Genomic DNA, 18,070 nt, shown 5'->3' with positions numbered 1-18,070 from the left:
TATGGATGTTTGCTGCGGCCCACCGACTCTATAAATAAAGCCCCGTCGCTGCACCCACATCCTGTGGCGTGCCGATCAATACCTGCAATTTGCTACGGTGTGTGCTTTTGCCCATGGGGCATTCGCGCAAACGGGGGAAGTTTCCATGGATTCATCTTTGCTTTGTACAGAAGTCCTTCCTGGTGGGGCGACATGGTCGCACGTTCTCAAACGAGGCACTGCACTCAGAATCACAGACACAGAGGGAAACGCCAACGTCGCGGCCTATTTTCTCAACTTTGAAAATCCATCTGAGCGCTTCAATCTTCCAGATACGCTGAAGGCACAGCATACGGCGCGACTGAAGGCTGGCCACGTTTTGTTTTCGGATATGGGACGTGTTTTGTGCTCGATCACGGAAGATACAGTTGGCTGGCATGATCCTATCGCGGGCATTACAAATGCTGGCCTGATCGAGAAGAAATACGGTAAGACGACTTATCAGCAATCTCGAAATGGCTGGTACCAGAATGCACGTGATGGCTTTCTGGTTGAGCTGGGGAAATACGGCATGGGGCCACGCGATCTGCATTCCACGGTGAATTTCTTCAGCAAGGTCGTTGTGGACGAGAACGGAGATATGAGCTACGTCAGCAACAATTCGCCCAAAGGAAGTTATATCGAATTGCGTGCTGAAATGAATGTGCTGGTTCTCTTAAACACCTCGCCGCATCCACTCAATACCGATCCGAACTATGCCCCTACTTCTGTCGAGCTTGGTATTAGTCGAGTACCGACGCCTATGCGCGACGATCGCTGCCGTACGCTCTGTCCCGAGAACACCCGTGGATTTGTACTCACCGAGTTATACTTTTTGTAATCCCTGCGAGGAAGACGTGTACACAACAAATCTCAAGCCTAGCCACCTTCAGATAGAGGACGCACGGCACAGCATTCGCGTGGAAGCTGGGGATCCGTTTGTCTTTGTCATTGAGAAGGGCCAGGTGGTTCGTATCGTCGATCTTGAGGGAAATCAAGCTGTCGATACCATCTTCTACAATGCTTCCGACTACTCGGACCGGTACAGCGCCCAGGATACGATTCGCGAACAATTGAATATCTATTTGACGACTGGCACAAAGCTGCTTTCGACTAACGGCAATACGCTTCTCACCATTGTTGCTGATACTTGCGGACGGCACGATACTCTTGGCGGTGCATGTGCGACGGAGAGCAATATGGTTCGCTATGACCTGACCAAAGGGCACATGCATGCCTGCCGGAACAGCTTCATCAAGGGCTTGCAACTGTGGAACCACGGCATGGACAAGCGGGATATCACGAGCAACATCAATTTCTTCATGAATGTTCCCGTGACGCCTGTTGGCAAGCTGACGTTTGAAGATGGCGTATCCGATGCCGGCAAGTATGTGGAGCTAGAGGCAGAGATGGATGTATTAATGGTCATCAGTAACTGCCCTCAGTTGAACAATCCCTGCAACGGTTACAATCCGACCCCGATCCAAATCCTAGTATGGGACAAGAATGTTCACTAAAGTCCTGATCGCCAACCGTGGCGCTATCGCGTGCCGCATTCTGCGAACACTCAAGAAAATGGGTATCGCTTCGGTCTCGGTCTTTTCAGAGGCCGACGCCGACTCGCGGCATGTTCTGGACGCGGATGAGGCTTATTGCATTGGACCTGGACCGGCGGCAGAGAGTTATCTCTCCATTGATGCGATCCTGCAGGTCGCGCAGAAGAGCGGAGCCCAGGCAATTCATCCAGGATACGGATTTCTCAGCGAGAACCTTGAATTTGCTCGCGCCTGCGCGCGTCAGGGCATCGTATTCATCGGTCCCGGAATAGATCAGATTGAAGCGTTTGCTCTCAAGCATACTGCGCGCCGTATTGCCTCAGAATGCGGTGTTCCGCTGCTTCCAGGCACCGGCCTGCTGACCGATAAGCAACAGGCATTGGCGTTGGCCGCAGAGCTGACTTACCCAGTCATGCTGAAGAGCTCGGCTGGAGGCGGCGGAATCGGCATGCGCGTCTGCTTGAACGCAGAGCAACTGGAAGATGCGTATGAGTCTGTAGTACGCCTAAGCCAGAACAGCTTCGGCGATGGCAGTGTCTATCTTGAAAAGTTTATTTCCCGCGCCAAGCACGTTGAAGTACAAATCTTTGGAGATGGTGCCGGCGAAATCATTGCATTGGGTGCGCGTGACTGTTCTGCGCAACGCCGCCACCAGAAGGTCATCGAGGAAACTCCTGTACCGGGTCTTCATCCAGACACTCAGCAGAGCCTATTTGCTTCTGCTATTGTGCTTGGCAAGGCAGTAGGATATGGTTCCGCCGGAACGGTCGAGTTCATTTTTGACGTTGATACGAACAACTTCTATTTCCTCGAAGTGAACACTAGGCTTCAGGTTGAGCATGGTGTAACGGAACAGGTAACCGGCGTTGACCTTGTTGAGATGATGATCCAGCAGGCAGCAGGGGAACTACCGTCGCTACAAGGGATGGCGATCACTCCGGTTGGAGCCTCCATCGAGGCTCGCATCTATGCAGAAGATCCAGCCAAGGGCTTTCGTCCTTCGCCTGGGATGCTCGCTGAGGTTGTGTTTCCGGAGCCAGCGCTTGCGCGCGTTGAGACGTGGGTTGAATCGGGAACAGAGGTTACACCCTACTACGACCCGATGATTGCAAAGATCATCGTAACGGGTGCGGATCGCGCCGAAGCTGTGGCGAAATTGCGAGCTGCGCTGGGTCAGTGTCTGATTTATGGCACAGAAACAAACGTTCGTTACCTGCGTTCCATTGCAGCTTCGCAGGTGTTTGCAGACGGCGCAATCGTAACAGCATCTTTAGCGTCGATGGCGTTTGAGCGGAAAGCGTTCGAGGTTCTGGAAAGCGGCACCCAAACAACAATTCAGGACTATCCGGGTCGGATCGGGTATTGGCATGTGGGCGTGCCTCCTTCAGGACCCATGGACTCACTTGCTTTTCGCATTGCGAATCGCCTGGTAGGCAATGCTGACGGCATACCCGCTCTTGAGATGACTGGGATTGGAGCAAAGCTTCGTTTTGATTCGGACGCCATCATTGCACTTACAGGCGCAGACATGGGTGCAGTTCTTGACGGGACGCCATTGAGTTTGTGGAAGTCTACGCGTGTAACGGCAAATCAAGTTCTAGCCCTGGGCGCGGCCAGCGGTGCTGGGTCACGGGCCTACCTCGCAGTGTCCGGCGGGATTGATGCTCCTCAATATCTGGGCAGTGCGAGTACGTTTATGTTGGGTAAGTTTGGCGGTCATGCGGGCAGGGCGCTTCGAGCTGGAGATGTGATCCACTACGGAGTGGAAAGTACGCCTGATCCAGATATCTCGCTTCCTTCCGAACTGATCCCGGTGATGCGTCGCCATTGGAACGTGTCCGTTCTCTACGGTCCGCATGGAGCGCCTGAATTCTTCACCGATGCCGATATCGAGATGATCTTCTCCACCGATTGGCGTGTGCATTATCAATCCGATCGGACAGGCATTCGGCTTGTAGGACCGAAGCCTCAATGGGCGCGTAAAGATGGCGGAGAAGCAGGTCTGCATCCATCCAATATTCATGACAATGCTTACGCCATTGGTTCCATCGACTTCACTGGGGACATGCCGATCCTGTTGGGCCCTGATGGTCCCAGCCTAGGTGGATTTGTTTGCCCGGCGGTAGTGGTTGCCGCGGAACTTTGGAAGCTGGGCCAGATGAAGGCGGGCGATACAGTCCGGTTCGAACGCATCACCGAGGAGCGAGCTCTCGAGATTGAATCTGGTTTCGAAGATCTCATCCACAATTTTGTAATCTCAGATGAGGCTGTTCTTAGTCAGTCGGGAAGCGAGCCAGCAATCCTTCAGTCCTCGACTGGCCGCAGCCCCGGGACGACTTACCGCGCAGATGGCGATAAATATCTTTTGATAGAGTATGGAGAGAGGATCCTTGACCTTGGCCTTCGTTTCCGGGTGCATCTGCTGGAGCAGAAGCTGGCCTCGCTCGGACTACCTGGGCTTATTGATATAACACCGGGTGTCCGATCTCTGCAGATCCACTACGACAATCGCAAGTTGTCGCGTCCTGTGCTGCTCGAAGCGATAGATTCGATCGACCGTGATCTTCCCGAGAATCCCGATATCACTGTGCCCTCGCGTACTGTGTACATGCCGCTGTCGTGGAACGATCCAGCAACGCAGCTCGCGCAATCGAAATACATGCATTCGGTTCGTCCGGATGCCCCGTGGTGCCCCGACAACATAGAGTTCATTCGTCGGATCAATGGTCTCGATTCCGTTGAAGATGTTCATCGCATCGTGTACGAAGCGAGCTACCTTGTTCTTGGCCTCGGAGATGTCTATCTCGGTGCGCCCGTGGCTACTCCGACCGATCCGCGTCATCGCCTGGTAACGACGAAGTACAACCCTGCTCGTACCTGGACACCCGAAAATGCTGTAGGCATCGGCGGTGCTTATATGTGTGTCTATGGAATGGAAGGTCCCGGTGGCTATCAACTTGTAGGCCGCACGGTGCAGGTCTGGAACACGCATCGCTCCACGAAGACTTTTCCGAAAGGAACGCCGTGGTCGCTACGCTTCTTCGATCAGATTCGTTTCTATCCGGTTTCGAGCGATCATCTGCTAGAACTACGCAGCCAGATATTGCATGGCCGCTTTGACCTGAAGACTGAGGAAAGTAGTTTCAATCTACTTGAGTATCAGCAGTTCCTTCGTGGCATCGCGCCAAGCGCTCAAGCCTTCCGCACCAGGCAGCAGGAGGCGTTTCGCGCTGAGCGTGAACGTTGGGAAGCAAATGGTCTCCTTGAGGTTGCGGCTGCGCCCGAGATGCCGGAGACGAATGATGCCGACGCTTTGGTTGCTGAAGGCTGTGTCGCAGTGACTTCACCCATGACCGCGAGCGTCTTCCAGATCGCCGCTGAGGTAGGCCAACCGGTGAGGGCAGGAGCAAAACTAATTGTTCTGGATGCTATGAAAACAGAAATTGTCATCGCGGCGCCGGGTGACGGTGTGGTCGAAGAGATTTTGTGCGCGCCCGGAAAGCTCGTGCTTGCGGGACAATCCCTGCTCGTGCTGCGAACCACAGAATCTTAAGGAGAAGCATGGATATAAGCGCACTGGCGCAGGCCTATCGGTCTGGTAGCACGTCGCCGACAGAAGTGATTGCGGAGATCTACGCAAGGATCCAGCAGATGGGTACCAGTCCAATCTGGATATCACTCGTGGATCAGGAAGAGAATGTCGCGCGTGCGGGTGTTCTCGAAGCGATCGATGATCCGACCCTTCTTCCTCTTTACGGTATCCCTTTTGCGGTGAAAGACAACTTCGATGTAGCAGGACTTCCCACGACCGCAGCATGTCCCGCATTTTCTCATTCCGTCGAGTCCACGGCGCACGTAGTTGAAAGGCTGCTCAACGCGGGTGCCATCCTCATTGGCAAGACGAATATGGATCAGTTCGCGACCGGTTTGGTTGGCACGCGCACTCCTTATGGCATTTGTTCCAGCGTCTTTGATCCCGCCTATATCTCGGGCGGATCAAGCTCCGGTTCTGCTGTAGCGGTTGCGCAAGGACTGGTAAGTTTCTCGCTGGGAACAGATACGGCCGGGTCCGGAAGAGTACCCGCGGCGTTCAACCAGCTAGTGGGGCTGAAGCCAACCCGAGGGCTTGTCAGCAGGCATGGATTGTTGCCCGCATGCAGGACTCTCGATTGCGTTTCTGTCTTCGCAGAAACCTGCCTCGATGCGCTCCAGGTCTTGCAGGTGATCGAGGGCCGTGATGCCAAGGATGCCTATTCGCGCTTGGCTGCACCTGGGCAAGGTGCTGCGCCGTGGGCGGCCTCGCGCTTCAAGTTTGGCGTTCCGACTGCTGACAGCCTAGAGTTTTTTGGCGATCATGAGTCCGAGATTTGCTATCAGAGGGCAGTGGATGCGTTAGCAAATCTTGGAGGCGAGGTAGTCCACTTTGACTACCGGACATTTCTTGCGGCTGCGAGCCTGCTCTACAACGGGCCGTGGGTCGCGGAGCGGCTAGCCGCGATTGAGGAGTTTGCAACAGCACACAGTGGAGCGCTCGATCCTGTTGTGGGCAACATCATTCATGGTGCGAAGCGATTCAGTGCTGTTGACTCCTTCAATGCTGCGTACAAGCTTGAGGCCTTGAAGCAGGAGACCGATAAGGTTTTCGAGCAAGTCGACTTCCTATTACTGCCCACTGCCGCCACGACTTATACCATTGCTGAAGTCAAGGCTTCACCCATTGAGCTGAACAGTAATCTCGGGTACTACACCAACTTCGTCAATCTTCTTGATCTGGCTGCAATTGCCGTACCAGCGGGCTTCAAAGCTGGCGGACGTCCTTTCGGTGTTTCACTGGTCGGTAAAGCATTCACAGACAAGAGCATATTGTCGATCGCCGACAAGCTGCATCGCAGCATGGCCACGACTCTCGGCGGATCGAAGAGACTGCTTGCCGACACCCCGGCCGTTGTTGCAACATCGCGCCCCGATGGTTGCGTATTGATGGCGGTTGTCGGCGCACATCTCACCGGACAGCCTCTCAACTGGCAGATGACGCAGCGAAAGGCGCGACTCGTGCGTACTGTTCGCACGCACCCAGACTATCGGCTCTATGTGCTGCCCAACTCGACGCCACCTAAGCCAGGTCTTGTGTATTCGCCGGGATTCGTGGGGAAGGGAATCGAACTGGAAGTATGGGCGATGCCCGAAGATACCGTCGGAACATTCCTGAATGGTATCCCCGCACCTCTCTCGCTTGGCACGGTTCTACTGGAAGATGGAACCAGCGTAAAGGGCTTCCTGTGCGAACCTGCCGGTATCACGGGTGCAGAAGAGATCACGCATCTCGGTGGATGGCGGCCCTACATTCAAGGGCTTAAATAAGCGGTATTTGTGAAGGACAAACGACGCGATTCGAATCAGACGCCGTCATCATCGTCTCCATCCGGCGGAGGCGGGTCGCCTTCCTTGCCGCCGGCATCTTTCTTCTTGAACGTACCGTCCAGCACCTGCTCGACCTCAACGCGGAACTCGGCATCGTCAGGCTCGCTGTCGGCTTCAAAGCGCGCCACAGGCTTGCCTTCGCGATCAATCAGAAACTTGGTAAAGCTCCAATGAATCTCGCCGCCACCGGCACCATCTTTGGGGTCAGTCAGAAACTTAATAAGAGGAATCGTATCCTTGCCGCGCAAAGAAGCCTTGGAATACACAGGAAAATTCACATGTGCAACATCAGAGTAATAGCGCTGAACAGCCGCGTTATCGCTCAATTCCTGCGAGCCAAAATCGCCGGAGGGGATACCGACTAGCTCTAGTCCCTTGTCGGCATAGGTCTTTTGCAAATCTTCGAGAGCAGCCAACTGATTCTTATAAATAGATTGGCTCGCGAGCGTCACGATCAGCAGAACCTTGCCCTTATAAGTCGAGAGCGAAACCTCTTTCCCATCGAAGGCTACCAAAGAATAGTCGTACACACTCTTATGTTTCACCGGTGCTGGGGCGGGCTTTGAGGCGACAGCCATTGGAAAGGTCAGAAGGACGCAAAATGCAATGTGCTGCGTGAATTTCATGATTTCCTCACATGTATTCTTGCATTCGGCCATCCCTAGTTCAAGGCGATTTGCTGGCAGGAGAGGCTGCGGAGCGGGTATCAATCTTTTTTGTACGCGGCATCAACGAACCCGATTGCACCCGTCAGTCCCCGATCATCTTGATCGAAGTCGGCGGCGGACTGCAACTGTATGAGATTCATCACGCAGCTTAGACAGAGGGGGAAAGGAGCATAGGTGGCACCCGGTATTGGTCGATCAACGCCGTGCTCTTGCAGACAGCGGCTTTTGATTGTTGGGAGAATAAGAATGGTTTATGCTCGTGACTAGACTCGTCACGAGGGTCGTTCTAAAAATCAAGCCCGTTCTTTGCACGAGATGCGTGTTCTCCACAGATTGGTGTCGTGTGTATGGACTTTGAACAGCTAAAGACGTTTCAGCTCGTAAGCCGGTTGAAGAGCTTTTCGCGAGCCGCAGAAAAATTAGGCGTCACCCAGCCGGCAATCTCAGCTCAGGTACGTTCCCTGGAAAATGAAGTTGGGGCGCGTTTGTTTGATCGCGAAGGCGGGAAAGTGACCTTCACAGCTGCTGGCCGTCTTTTTGAGCCATTCGCAGAGCATTGCCTCCAGTGCCACAGCCACATCCTCGCAGGCGTCAGCGAGCTCTATCACTCCCCGCGCGGTGAGATATCGGTCAGCACCAGCGAGGCTACCAGTCTGTATGTGTTGCCCACCGTTTTTGCACATTTCAAGAAGCTCTACAGCCGCGTGCATTTGAGCATTGTTCGCTCCGAACGCTCTCGGACACTGGAAGCTGTTTTCAGCCGCGAAGTGGACTTTGGCATCGTCTCAATGCCCGTTAAAGACAGCAGGCTGTTGATTCACAGCATCCACAAAGACGAAGTGGTGCTTGTGACTCCTAAGGTCCATCCCCTCGCGGAAAGGGATTCGGTGAAGCTGGATGAGATCCTCCAATATCCACTCCTTATGATGAAAAATGGTCGCCAGCGTGAGAAGATCAATCATTTTTTTCATAGTCGCGACGTGCAGCCGCGAGTGGCCATGGAACTGGATTCAAGCGAGTTGTTGAAGCGGCTGATCGTCGCCGGGATTGGTATGGGCTTCCTTCCGTACACCAACGTTCGCGAGGATGAGGCCGCCGGACTGCTTAAGACCATGAAAGTAGACGGCATGCGTGTGCAGCGCGAATTGGCATTGGTGTTCCGGAAGGATAAGACCCTTACTCGCGCAGCGCATGCGTTCCTGGATGTGGCCACCAATGGGCTCAAGCTGGCTGCTCCCACCACAAAGGCAACCGCACGGAATTCCTGATTCATCCACGACGCGGAAACCTTGCAATGGCGTGCTCCGCGCCTTACAGTAAGCTCACATATGCGAATCGAGTCTCCGCTAACCTTCCTTGCCTCTCCTCGACGTCTGTTCAGGATCACGAGTCTCATCTTTTTAGCTTCGTTGTTCTTGCTGGTGCAGGTTGGCTCAGCGCAGCAGAAGGAGGAGTTTCCCAAGAAGACGGGCTCTCTTGAGCCTGGGGTGCAGCACCCGATGACCGAACTGAAGCCGGACGCTGTCTTCCCGGTTGAGGGGCATCCTGACTGGATGGCGGTTACCGGGGATTCGGTTTGGGTTTCGAGCTCGAACGTGAACCACGTTGTCCGTCTTGACCTTGCAACCAACAAGCCTGACACGATTATCTCGGTGCAGCGACCCTGTTCCGGCCTCGCCGTCGACTTCGGCAGCCTTTGGATTCCGAGCTGTGGCAAGCAGAAGCGCGAGCTGATTCGTGCCGATGCCAAGACCGGTGCGATTCAGACGACCATTGCGGCCACGCCGGCGGACTCCGAGGGAGGTATCACCACTGGCGCTGGCAGCGTCTGGCTGGTCACCTCTGACAGCAGCGTTCTGGACCGAATCGACGCGAAAACAAACACGATAGTCGCACACATCGAACTGCCGAAAGGCTCCTTCAACCCGATTTTCGCCGGCGGTTCGGTTTGGGTGGCGAGCAACGCGGGGAATTCGCTCGTCCGCGTTGACCCGGCAACCAACAAAGTCACCGGGACTACTCCGATCGGCCCAAAACCACGCTTCCTCACGGTCGGCGAAGGTTCGGTTTGGGTGCTCAATCAGGGCGACGGCACCATCTCCCGCGTGGACGAGAAGTCGGGCAAATTGCTAGCCACCATTCCGGCTGGAATCCCCGGTGAGGGAGGCGAAATCGCCTATGGAAGCGGTTCTATCTGGGCCACGGTGTTTGGCTACCCGATTACTCGAATCAGCCCCGCAACGAACAAGGTCATCCAGCAGTGGACTGGTGACGGCGGCGATAGTATCCGTGTGACTCATGACTCGATCTTCCTCTCCTTCCTCCTCGGCGCCAAAGTCTGGCGCCTGAAAGTGCCTGCGGCCTAGGCCAGGGTTCGTAATCCTCAACGGTCGATTAGCGGAAGGTGTTTGGAATCATTGGCTCGCGGGCTCTTTTGCCCACTCTCCACCTCAGTCGAAATCACCAACCCAAATCTGCTTGCGGTGGGGTTACAAGGCTTCGAGCAGAAGCCTTCCGAGACCGTTCCTGCCATACGCTTATTCGCGACATAAATGAAATCAATTCGTCTCTGGGATGATTCAGGCCTTGAGATACTTTTGGTATATGGTTTCTGCGTATTCCAATGGTGTATCGTGCGATCTGTCAAACAACGCAAGTTGTCGCTCCCGCGGATCAAAATCGAGAGCAATTCCAGCTCTGAACCTCGCAATGATTCTGACGTTTGTATGCCTGCTTTTTGGATCCTCTCCAGCGGCTCATGCAGAGGCTCCGACGTTCACCGTCGGCTGGTCGGTATATGCCGGTTGGAACCCCTATTTTTATATGGCAAAGTCCGGCATCCTTAAGCGCTGGGCTGATAAGTACGGCATCGTGATCAAGGTGCAGCGCTTTGATTACGCGGCATCGCTCGATGCCTTCGTCGGCAAAAATATCGATGCCTGCACCATGACCAACATGGAGGCGCTCGACATGCCTGCCGCTGCAGGTGTTGACTCGACTGCGCTCATTGTTGGCGACTACTCAAATGGCAACGACGCCGTTCTAGCGCGCAACAATCTCACACTCGCCCAACTCCCCGGCAAGCGCATCATGCTGGTGCAGAAGACCGTGTCGGAGTACCTGCTGGAGCGAGCCATGGATACCAACGGACTCAGCGCTCAGATTCCGCAGCTCAAGCTGGTGAATACCAGCGATTCGGACCTGGTCGGCGCTTTCCTCGGCAGCCAGGGCAATCAAGTCGCTGTCACTTGGAAACCGCTTGTTTCGCAGATTCTTGCGCAGGGCGGCAACGTCAAGTCGCTCTTCGACTCATCCAAGATCCCAGGCGAAATTCTCGATCTGCTGGTCGTGCGCACGGAAGTACTGCAACGTCCGGACGGCTCCGGCTCTCGCTTTGCTAAGGCCATTACCGGCGCCTGGTACGAGACAGTAGCGCAACTGGCAGGTGGTCCAGGCGCAGAGCGCGCCATTCACGATAGTGCCGCTGCGTCAGGAGATTCCGTTCCGTCTTACCAAGAACAACTGCGCACTACGTTTCTCTTCTCTACGCCAAAGGCGGCGGTTCAGTATGCGGAGAGTCCAACCCTCAAGCAGAAGATGGATCTTGTCCGTCAATTCTGCTTCCGTCACCAGTTGCTCGGTCTCAACATCAAGTCCGTCGATGATGTTGCCATTAAGTACCCGGACGGATCGGTGCAGGGAAAAGGAGACCGGATTCGTTTTCGATTCGACTCGAGTTACATGCGCCTAGCGGAACAGGGGAAGCTCTAAACCATGGCGACAGTTCCCATCGTCGGACATTTTGCGGACATCCAGGCGCGGCCGCACCGCCTCTGGACGCAGTCGCTGTCCTGGGTTCTGTTTCTCGTGGGTATCTTCACGTATGCGCACTACTCAGTTGAGCATCACCGCGAAAACCCTGAGGACCGCATCGTCCCATCCGGCGCGCAGCTTTGGGAGGGCATCAAGGTTTCGATCACGCAACCCGCGGATGAAGACGATCCACTCGAAGACGGAGCCAGCCTCTACCAGCGCGTGACGCACAGCCAATTGGTGAAGGATACGGGCGCAAGCGCGCGGCGGTTCTTCATCGCCATTGCCTTCCTCATCCCAATCATCCTGCTCGGTCTGCATATGGCTGTTTTTCCATACGCGGAAGCACTCTTTCTGCGCTTTGGACTTTTCTTTGACAAGATCGTCGCACTATCGCTGTTGCCGATTCTGTTTGGCATATTCAACATCAACGACGCGGGCAAGATCGCGCTGATGGTGATCGGCGTTGGTCCTACCTTGCTGCTTGATACGTACAACATCGCCAAGTCGGTGCCGCGCGAGCAGATCGTCAAAGCGTTCACTTTGAAGTCGACGAACTTCGACGTAGCGTACCGCATCGTTCTCAAGCAGGTGATGCCTCAGATCATCAACAGCCTGCGCCTGAATCTCAAACCGCTCATGCTCTTCCTCTTCGCAGGAGAGATGATCGCTTCGTCCGATGGTCTCGCCTATCGCATCGGACTCATGCGCCGGCACATGGGCATGGATATCATCATCCCCTACCTGCTCTGGGTCGCTGTGCTGCTCTTCGGCATCGACGCTTTGCTGCGTTTCGCCAGCAGGAAGGCGCACCCATGGTACTAGCTGCCGCAGTTCCGGATACACTCTCGATTCCGCATTCTGTCGAGCGGCCGGTAGAGATTGCGCTCGAGGACGTCAGCGTCTCGTATCCTCTCGCGAAGAAGGGCCGCAAGACCGTTCTCTCCCATGTGAATCTGGAGATTCGCGCTGGTGAATTCGTCGCATTACTCGGCGAAACCGGCTGCGGTAAGAGCACCCTGCTCCGCATGATTCTTGGACAGGAGTTTCCCACCAGCGGCACTCTCGTCGTTGACGGCAAGCAGGTCAAACGCATCGATTCACGCTGTGGCTACGTGCCCCAGAAGTATTCACTGTTTCCCGACCGCACCATGATCCAGAACGTGATGTACGGCCCGGAGAATGCCTTCTGCGGCTGGTTGGGACGCCTGCTTCCATCGTTTCACCGGTTCCGCAAACAGCTGCGCATCGAGGCGGAACAGCAGCTCTTGAGCTTCGGACTTCGCGCTACGGACTTCAACAAATATCCCCATCAGCTTTCCGGCGGAATGCAGCAGCGCGTTGCGATTGCACAGGCGTTGATGATGAAGCCTCCGGTGCTGTTGATGGACGAGGCCTTCAGCGCGCTCGATCCGTCCACGCGCGCCAGCCTCCAACAGCAGCTCCGGGAAAAGTGGCATGCGATGAGGCCCACCGTCGTCTTCGTGACGCACAACACCTCTGAGGCCCTCCTGCTCGGTTCGCGACTCATTGTCCTCCGTCCACACCGGGAGGATTCCCAGGAAAGTAATGTGCTCCTCGATATGCAGCTACCTCAATCCAGCGATACAATCTCCGTGAGGGAAAAGAGCCCGGAGTTCCAGGAACTGCGCGACTACGTAGCTCGCCGCGCTTATGGCCGCCCTTCTCAAAACGACGAATTTCAACCTGCGCAGGACATCGATGGACAGGGGGATTCGCTCTGATGCGACTGTCAACGGCACTGTCATCGTCTCAATCACGTTTCTATCTGGCTGCGGCTTCATCACTCGTAGTCGCAGGAATCGCTATCTCCGTCACGGGGTCAGTTCGTGCGCAGGAGGCTCCTGCACCAGACTCCGCTGAGTATTACACCAAGCGAGTCGTGCCTATCCTCGACGACAACTGCTACTCGTGCCATCAGGAATCGCAGTCTGGCGGATTGCGACTGGATAGCTATGCCACCATCCTCAAGGGTGGTAAAACGGGTCCCTCCATCGTTCCCGGCGATCCTGAGACGAGTCTTCTCATCCAGGCCATTCGCCGCACCGGCGCGTTGAAAATGCCGCCGCGCAAAGCCCTCGATTCTGCCGATCTCGAAACGCTCGTAGCCTGGGTTAAAGCCGGCGCAAAGGGAAGCGACACATCCGGGCCCATGACACAGGTTCCTGCTCCTGCTCCCGCAACTGCTGCCCCGGCACCTTCGGCTCCCGTCATTGCTAAGGTCTCCGCACCTTCTACGCCGCATGCGCAGGGCCCAATGTCCGACGCGGACTTTTTCGAAAATAACGTCCGTCCCATCCTCGCCAACAATTGCACCAGCTGCCACGGCGAGAGCACTTCTGGCGGCCTCAAGCTTGACTCCCGCGAAGCCATGTTGAAGGGCGGCGAACACGGCCCAGTGCTAGTTCCTGGCGACCCGTCGAAAAGCCTCATCATCACCGCCGTTCATCAGAACACAGCGCTCAAGATGCCCAAGGGCGGCAAGCTCAACGAGCAGGAAGTTGCGGACCTGACCCATTGGGTGAAGCAGGGCGCCGTCTGGCCCAAGAGCGCTCCCGGCACGGTCTTTTCAGCGTCCGTAAAAACGGGTATCATCACCGACAAGCAGCGCGCCTTCTGGTCCTTTCAACCGATCAAAGTTCCTCCAGTGCCGGAAGTGAAGGATGCGCACTGGGCGAAGACCTCGATCGACAAGTATGTGCTCGCCAAGATGGAGCAGGCGGGCATCAAGCCCTCCGCGCCGGCCGATCGCCGCACGCTAATCCGCCGCGCGACGTACGATCTCACAGGTCTGCCGCCCACGCCCGAAGAGGTCGACGCCTTCGTCAAGGACAAGTCACCCAAGGCATACGAGAGCCTCATCGACCGCCTGCTGGCGTCGCCCAAGTACGGCGAGCGCTGGGGCCGCCATTGGCTTGACGTTGCACGTTATGCCGAAGATGACGTGCGTGGCCTCGATCCCAAGGGCCGTGGTTACATGCCCTTTTCCGGCGCATATCGCTACCGCGATTGGGTCATCAAGTCCTTCAACGCGGACATGCCTTACGATCAGTTCCTGCGTCTGCAAATCGCGGGCGACAAGGTTCCAGCGAAGTCCAAGCAGGAGCAGGAAGACTATCTGACAGCGACCAGCTATCTGGGCGCCGGTCCGTGGGTCTGGGATCAGGCTGAACCGATCCAGGGCCGTGCCGATGAACGCAATGAGCGCGTCGACGCAGTCACCCGCGGGACTCTTGGGCTTACAGTAGCCTGCGCCCGCTGCCACAATCACAAGTACGACCCCATCACGCAGAAAGACTACTTCGCGCTCATCGGCGTTTTTGCCAACTCCACTTACAAGGAATATCCGACCGTCTCCGCTGCTCAGACTGCTGCCTACGAGAGCAACCTGGCTAAGATGGAGAAGCTGCAAATTGAACTGGGCGAGTACACTCGCACGGAGTCCAAACAGCTATCGGCAGCCCTTGCTCACCAGACTTCGGCCTATCTGGTTGCGGCCTGGAATGTGCTCGGTAAGCCCAAGGCTTCTATCGAAGATGCAGCCTCGCAGGCAAAGCTTGATCCGGTCATTCTCCGGCGTTGGGTCGAGTATCTTACGCCCGGCAAGGAGCCGCGTCCCTATGACTATCTAAATGACTGGCAGGCCATGATCGCTGCCGACGGTGGCACCGAGGATGAAGCAAAGGTTCTGGCTGAGAGCTTCCAGAAACAAGTCCTGCGTGTTCGTGAGCACGCCCTTGAAATCGAGGAGCAGAACGACATCGTTCGCGCCAAGAATGATGTTCCAAAGCACCGCGTTCACGACGCCAAGCCAAGCGAATTCGAAACCGACGATCAGTTCTGCCCCGGCTGCGCGCTTGAACTCAAGACGATCCCCATCGATGAAGCCAAGCTTTACTCCGATATCTTCGTTATGCGCAGCGGAGATCAGGAAACGCGTTTTGTTCCCGGCGTCCTGGTATTCGTAGGTTGGGATCTGACCAGCCGCCTCGGGCCTGCTTGGCAAACCTATCTTGAAGCGCAGCAGAAGGAGATGGCCGAACTCAAGAAGAAGCTCGCGCCTGAGAACTACCCCTACGTCCACGGCATGGCTGACAAGCCGCAGATCCAGGACGTCAAGCTCAATGTCCGCGGCAATCCCCACACGCTCGGCGACACCGTTCCGCGTCGCTTCCTTACAGTGCTCACAACGCCGACGACCAAGCCTTATAGCGACGGTAGTGGCCGCCTTGAGCTTGCGAACGACATTATCGCCAGTCCGCTGTCGACACGTGTCATCGTCAACCGCATCTGGAAGTGGCACTTCGGCTCCGGCATCGTCAACACGCCGGACAACTTCGGCCTTGTAGGCGAAGAGCCGACCGATCCCGAACTGCTCGAATTCCTCTCGCATGAATTTCTCACCAATGGCCGCTCCATCAAGAAGCTACAGCGCGAGATCATGCTCTCGGCTGTTTACCAGACCAGCGTTGAAGAGTCCCCAGAAGCGCATGAGAAGGACGGCGCCAACCGCCTATACTCGCACTTCAACCGCACCCGTCTCGACGCGGAAGAACTGCGCGACTCGATGCTCTTTGTGGCCGGCGACCTCGACACCAAGAAGACCTCTGGCCCGTCGACTGATTTTTCGGAAGACAACACCACGCCCACGGTTTTCTGCAAAGTTAGCCGCTACCGTCTGAACAACTATCTGCAGATCTTCGACTTTGCCAACCCCAGCTTCACGTCTGAGCAGCGCTTCTCGAGCAACGTGCCACTGCAACAGCTCTACTTCATGAACAACCCGTTCGTGCTGAAGCAGGCAGGCGTTCTTGCCGAGCGCGTCAACTCTGAGGCGACCGATAAGGATCGCATCATCAAGATTTACTCGTACGTCTACCAGCGCAAGCCATCGGATCAGGAGATCGAACTCGCGCTCAAGTTCCTCAGTACAACTCCCGAAAAGGCCGGTTACGCCGTCGCCGGGGAGCCGATCACCGCCTGGAAGCAGTACGCAAGAATCCTGCTCAGCTCCAACGAATTTCAGTTCCTGGACTAGTCAAAGATCGTCAATCGCAGCTACGCTGCAAAGGATGGAAGAAGCAATGCGACACACACCAGCCAATCAACCGATGACCCGCCGTGAAGCCCTCTGCAAGATGGGCGCGGGCTTCGGGATGCTCTCGCTTGCCAGTCTCCTCGGCGACACCATCGCCCGTGCCGATGAGCCGTCGACCGGCACGACCAAGGCCTCATGGATGATTCAGGAGCCGGGCTTCAAGCCGCGCGCCAAGCACGTCATCTTCCTCTTCATGAATGGCGGTCTTTCGCAGATCGACAGCTTTGACCACAAGCCCACGCTCGCCAAGTACCACGGCCAGCCCATGCCCGGCGGCGACCTGGCCCACGAGCGCAAGACCGGCTCGATCATGAAGTCGCCTTTCGAGTTCAAGCGCTACGGCAAGAGTGGCAAGGAAGTCAGCGAGATCTTCCCCCACCTCGCCGAGTGCGTGGACGACATGTGCTTCGTTCACTCCGTCTTCACTGAGATTCCCAACCATGAGCCAGCATTGCTGATGATGAACACCGGCGCCAACTTCGCCGGCCGTCCGTCGATGGGCTCGTGGATGACCTACGGCCTCGGCACGGAGAACAAGAATCTTCCCGGCTTCGTGGTCCTATGCCCGGAAGTGCCGACGACGGTAGGTCCTCCACTTTGGGGATCTGCTTTTCTGTCCGCCGTGCACCAGGGAACGTACGTTTCTGACAAAGTCGAGAAGACCGATTTTGACCCCAAAAAGCTCATCGCAAACATCCACAACGAAGGCTTCGATCTCAAGCAGCAGCGCAAAGAAATCGACCTTCTTGAGCAACTCGACCAGATGAACATGAAGACCGCCCCGGGCGCGCTTCATGACGGCCAGCTGGAAAGCACGATTGGCGCGATGGAGACAGCCTACCGCATGCAGACCGAAGCTCCAGACGTCTTCGACGTGCGCAAGGAGAGCGAAGCGACCCTGAAGATGTACGGCGAAGGAAGCACCGCTCGCGGCTGCCTTACCGCCGCCCGCCTCATCGAGAAAGGCGTCCGGGTCGTGCAGATTTACTACGCAAAGGGCGATCCATGGGATCACCACTTCGATATCGAAATGCATCGCAAGACCGCCAAGGATTCCGACCAGCCTTTCGCCGCGCTGATCAAGGATCTCAAGGCTCGCGGCCTCTTCGAGGACACCATCATCGTTGCCGGATCAGAGTTTGGCCGCACGCCCGTTGTTGAAATGGGCAGTGGCTTCAACGGCGGACAGACACATAACGGTCGCGATCATAATCCGCACGGCTTCACCATGTGGCTTGCAGGTGGCGGCATCAAAAAGGGCTTCTCCTACGGTCAGACCGACGACTTCGGCTGGAAGGCAACTGAGAATCCGGTCCACGTGCACGACATCCACGCGACGATCCTGTATCTACTCGGTATCGACCACACCAAGCTCACCTATCGGTACAGTGGCCGTGACTATCGCCTCACGGACGTTTCAGGTAACGTGATCCACGACATCATCGCCTAGCATCAAGAAACTCAGCCCGGTGACG

12 protein-coding genes are annotated in these 18,070 nt (G+C 56.1%); 11 read left to right on the top strand and 1 reads right to left on the bottom strand.

What is annotated here, in order from left to right; genetic code table 11:
* Window positions 1-145 precede the first annotated feature (145 nt).
* From AC5S27_RS14825 to atzF, 4 genes are read left to right on the top strand one after another with little or no spacing between them, the layout of a single operon-like run.
* A complete protein-coding gene (locus AC5S27_RS14825; protein WP_493935342.1) occupies window positions 146-859 on the top strand; it encodes an urea amidolyase associated protein UAAP1 in 714 nt (237 codons plus the stop codon).
* A 16-nt stretch (window positions 860-875) separates the two neighbouring features.
* A complete protein-coding gene (locus tag AC5S27_RS14820; protein WP_493935341.1) occupies window positions 876-1,535 on the top strand; it encodes an urea amidolyase associated protein UAAP2 in 660 nt (219 codons plus the stop codon).
* Window positions 1,525-5,127: an urea carboxylase gene (gene uca, locus AC5S27_RS14815; protein ID WP_493935340.1), complete on the top strand. Its 3,603-nt coding sequence runs from the start codon at window positions 1,525-1,527 to the stop codon at window positions 5,125-5,127. Before AC5S27_RS14820 ends, uca begins: the two co-directional genes overlap by 11 nt.
* 8 nt (window positions 5,128-5,135) lie before the next feature.
* A complete protein-coding gene (gene atzF, locus AC5S27_RS14810; protein WP_493935339.1) occupies window positions 5,136-6,935 on the top strand; it encodes an allophanate hydrolase in 1,800 nt (599 codons plus the stop codon).
* Window positions 6,936-6,970: 35 nt separating this feature from the next.
* Here the strand turns inward: atzF and AC5S27_RS14805 are convergent, their stop codons facing one another.
* Window positions 6,971-7,621 (bottom strand): glutathione peroxidase, encoded by a 651-nt coding sequence (locus AC5S27_RS14805; RefSeq protein ID WP_493935338.1) that lies wholly within the window; start codon window positions 7,619-7,621, stop codon window positions 6,971-6,973.
* A gap of 389 nt (window positions 7,622-8,010) precedes the next feature.
* Here AC5S27_RS14805 and AC5S27_RS14800 point away from each other — a divergent pair, with 389 nt between their 5' ends.
* The 7 genes from AC5S27_RS14800 (at window position 8,011) to AC5S27_RS14770 (ending at window position 18,045) form a co-directional block, all read left to right on the top strand.
* Complete coding sequence (locus AC5S27_RS14800; protein WP_493935337.1) at window positions 8,011-8,931, top strand: LysR family transcriptional regulator; 921 nt, start codon at window positions 8,011-8,013, stop codon at window positions 8,929-8,931.
* 60 nt (window positions 8,932-8,991) lie between these two features.
* Window positions 8,992-10,029: a Vgb family protein gene (locus tag AC5S27_RS14795; RefSeq protein WP_493935336.1), complete on the top strand. Its 1,038-nt coding sequence runs from the start codon at window positions 8,992-8,994 to the stop codon at window positions 10,027-10,029.
* A 343-nt stretch (window positions 10,030-10,372) separates the two neighbouring features.
* Window positions 10,373-11,434 carry a putative urea ABC transporter substrate-binding protein gene (locus tag AC5S27_RS14790; protein WP_493935335.1) on the top strand — a complete coding sequence of 354 codons (1,062 nt, stop codon included), beginning with the start codon at window positions 10,373-10,375 and terminating at the stop codon, window positions 11,432-11,434.
* A gap of 3 nt (window positions 11,435-11,437) precedes the next feature.
* Window positions 11,438-12,301, top strand: coding sequence for an ABC transporter permease (locus AC5S27_RS14785; RefSeq protein ID WP_493935334.1), 864 nt, complete (start codon window positions 11,438-11,440; stop codon window positions 12,299-12,301).
* Window positions 12,292-13,221, top strand: coding sequence for an ABC transporter ATP-binding protein (locus AC5S27_RS14780; RefSeq protein WP_493935333.1), 930 nt, complete (start codon window positions 12,292-12,294; stop codon window positions 13,219-13,221). Before AC5S27_RS14785 ends, AC5S27_RS14780 begins: the two co-directional genes overlap by 10 nt.
* A complete protein-coding gene (locus AC5S27_RS14775) occupies window positions 13,221-16,535 on the top strand; it encodes a DUF1549 domain-containing protein (RefSeq protein WP_493935332.1) in 3,315 nt (1,104 codons plus the stop codon). Before AC5S27_RS14780 ends, AC5S27_RS14775 begins: the two co-directional genes overlap by 1 nt.
* A gap of 46 nt (window positions 16,536-16,581) precedes the next feature.
* A complete protein-coding gene (locus AC5S27_RS14770) occupies window positions 16,582-18,045 on the top strand; it encodes a DUF1501 domain-containing protein (RefSeq protein ID WP_493935331.1) in 1,464 nt (487 codons plus the stop codon).
* Window positions 18,046-18,070: the final 25 nt, after the last annotated feature.

This window comes from Acidicapsa borealis (assembly GCF_059115245.1).
Note: the sequence above shows the minus strand (reverse complement) of the source record. Positions and strands in the feature narration are given on the sequence as shown.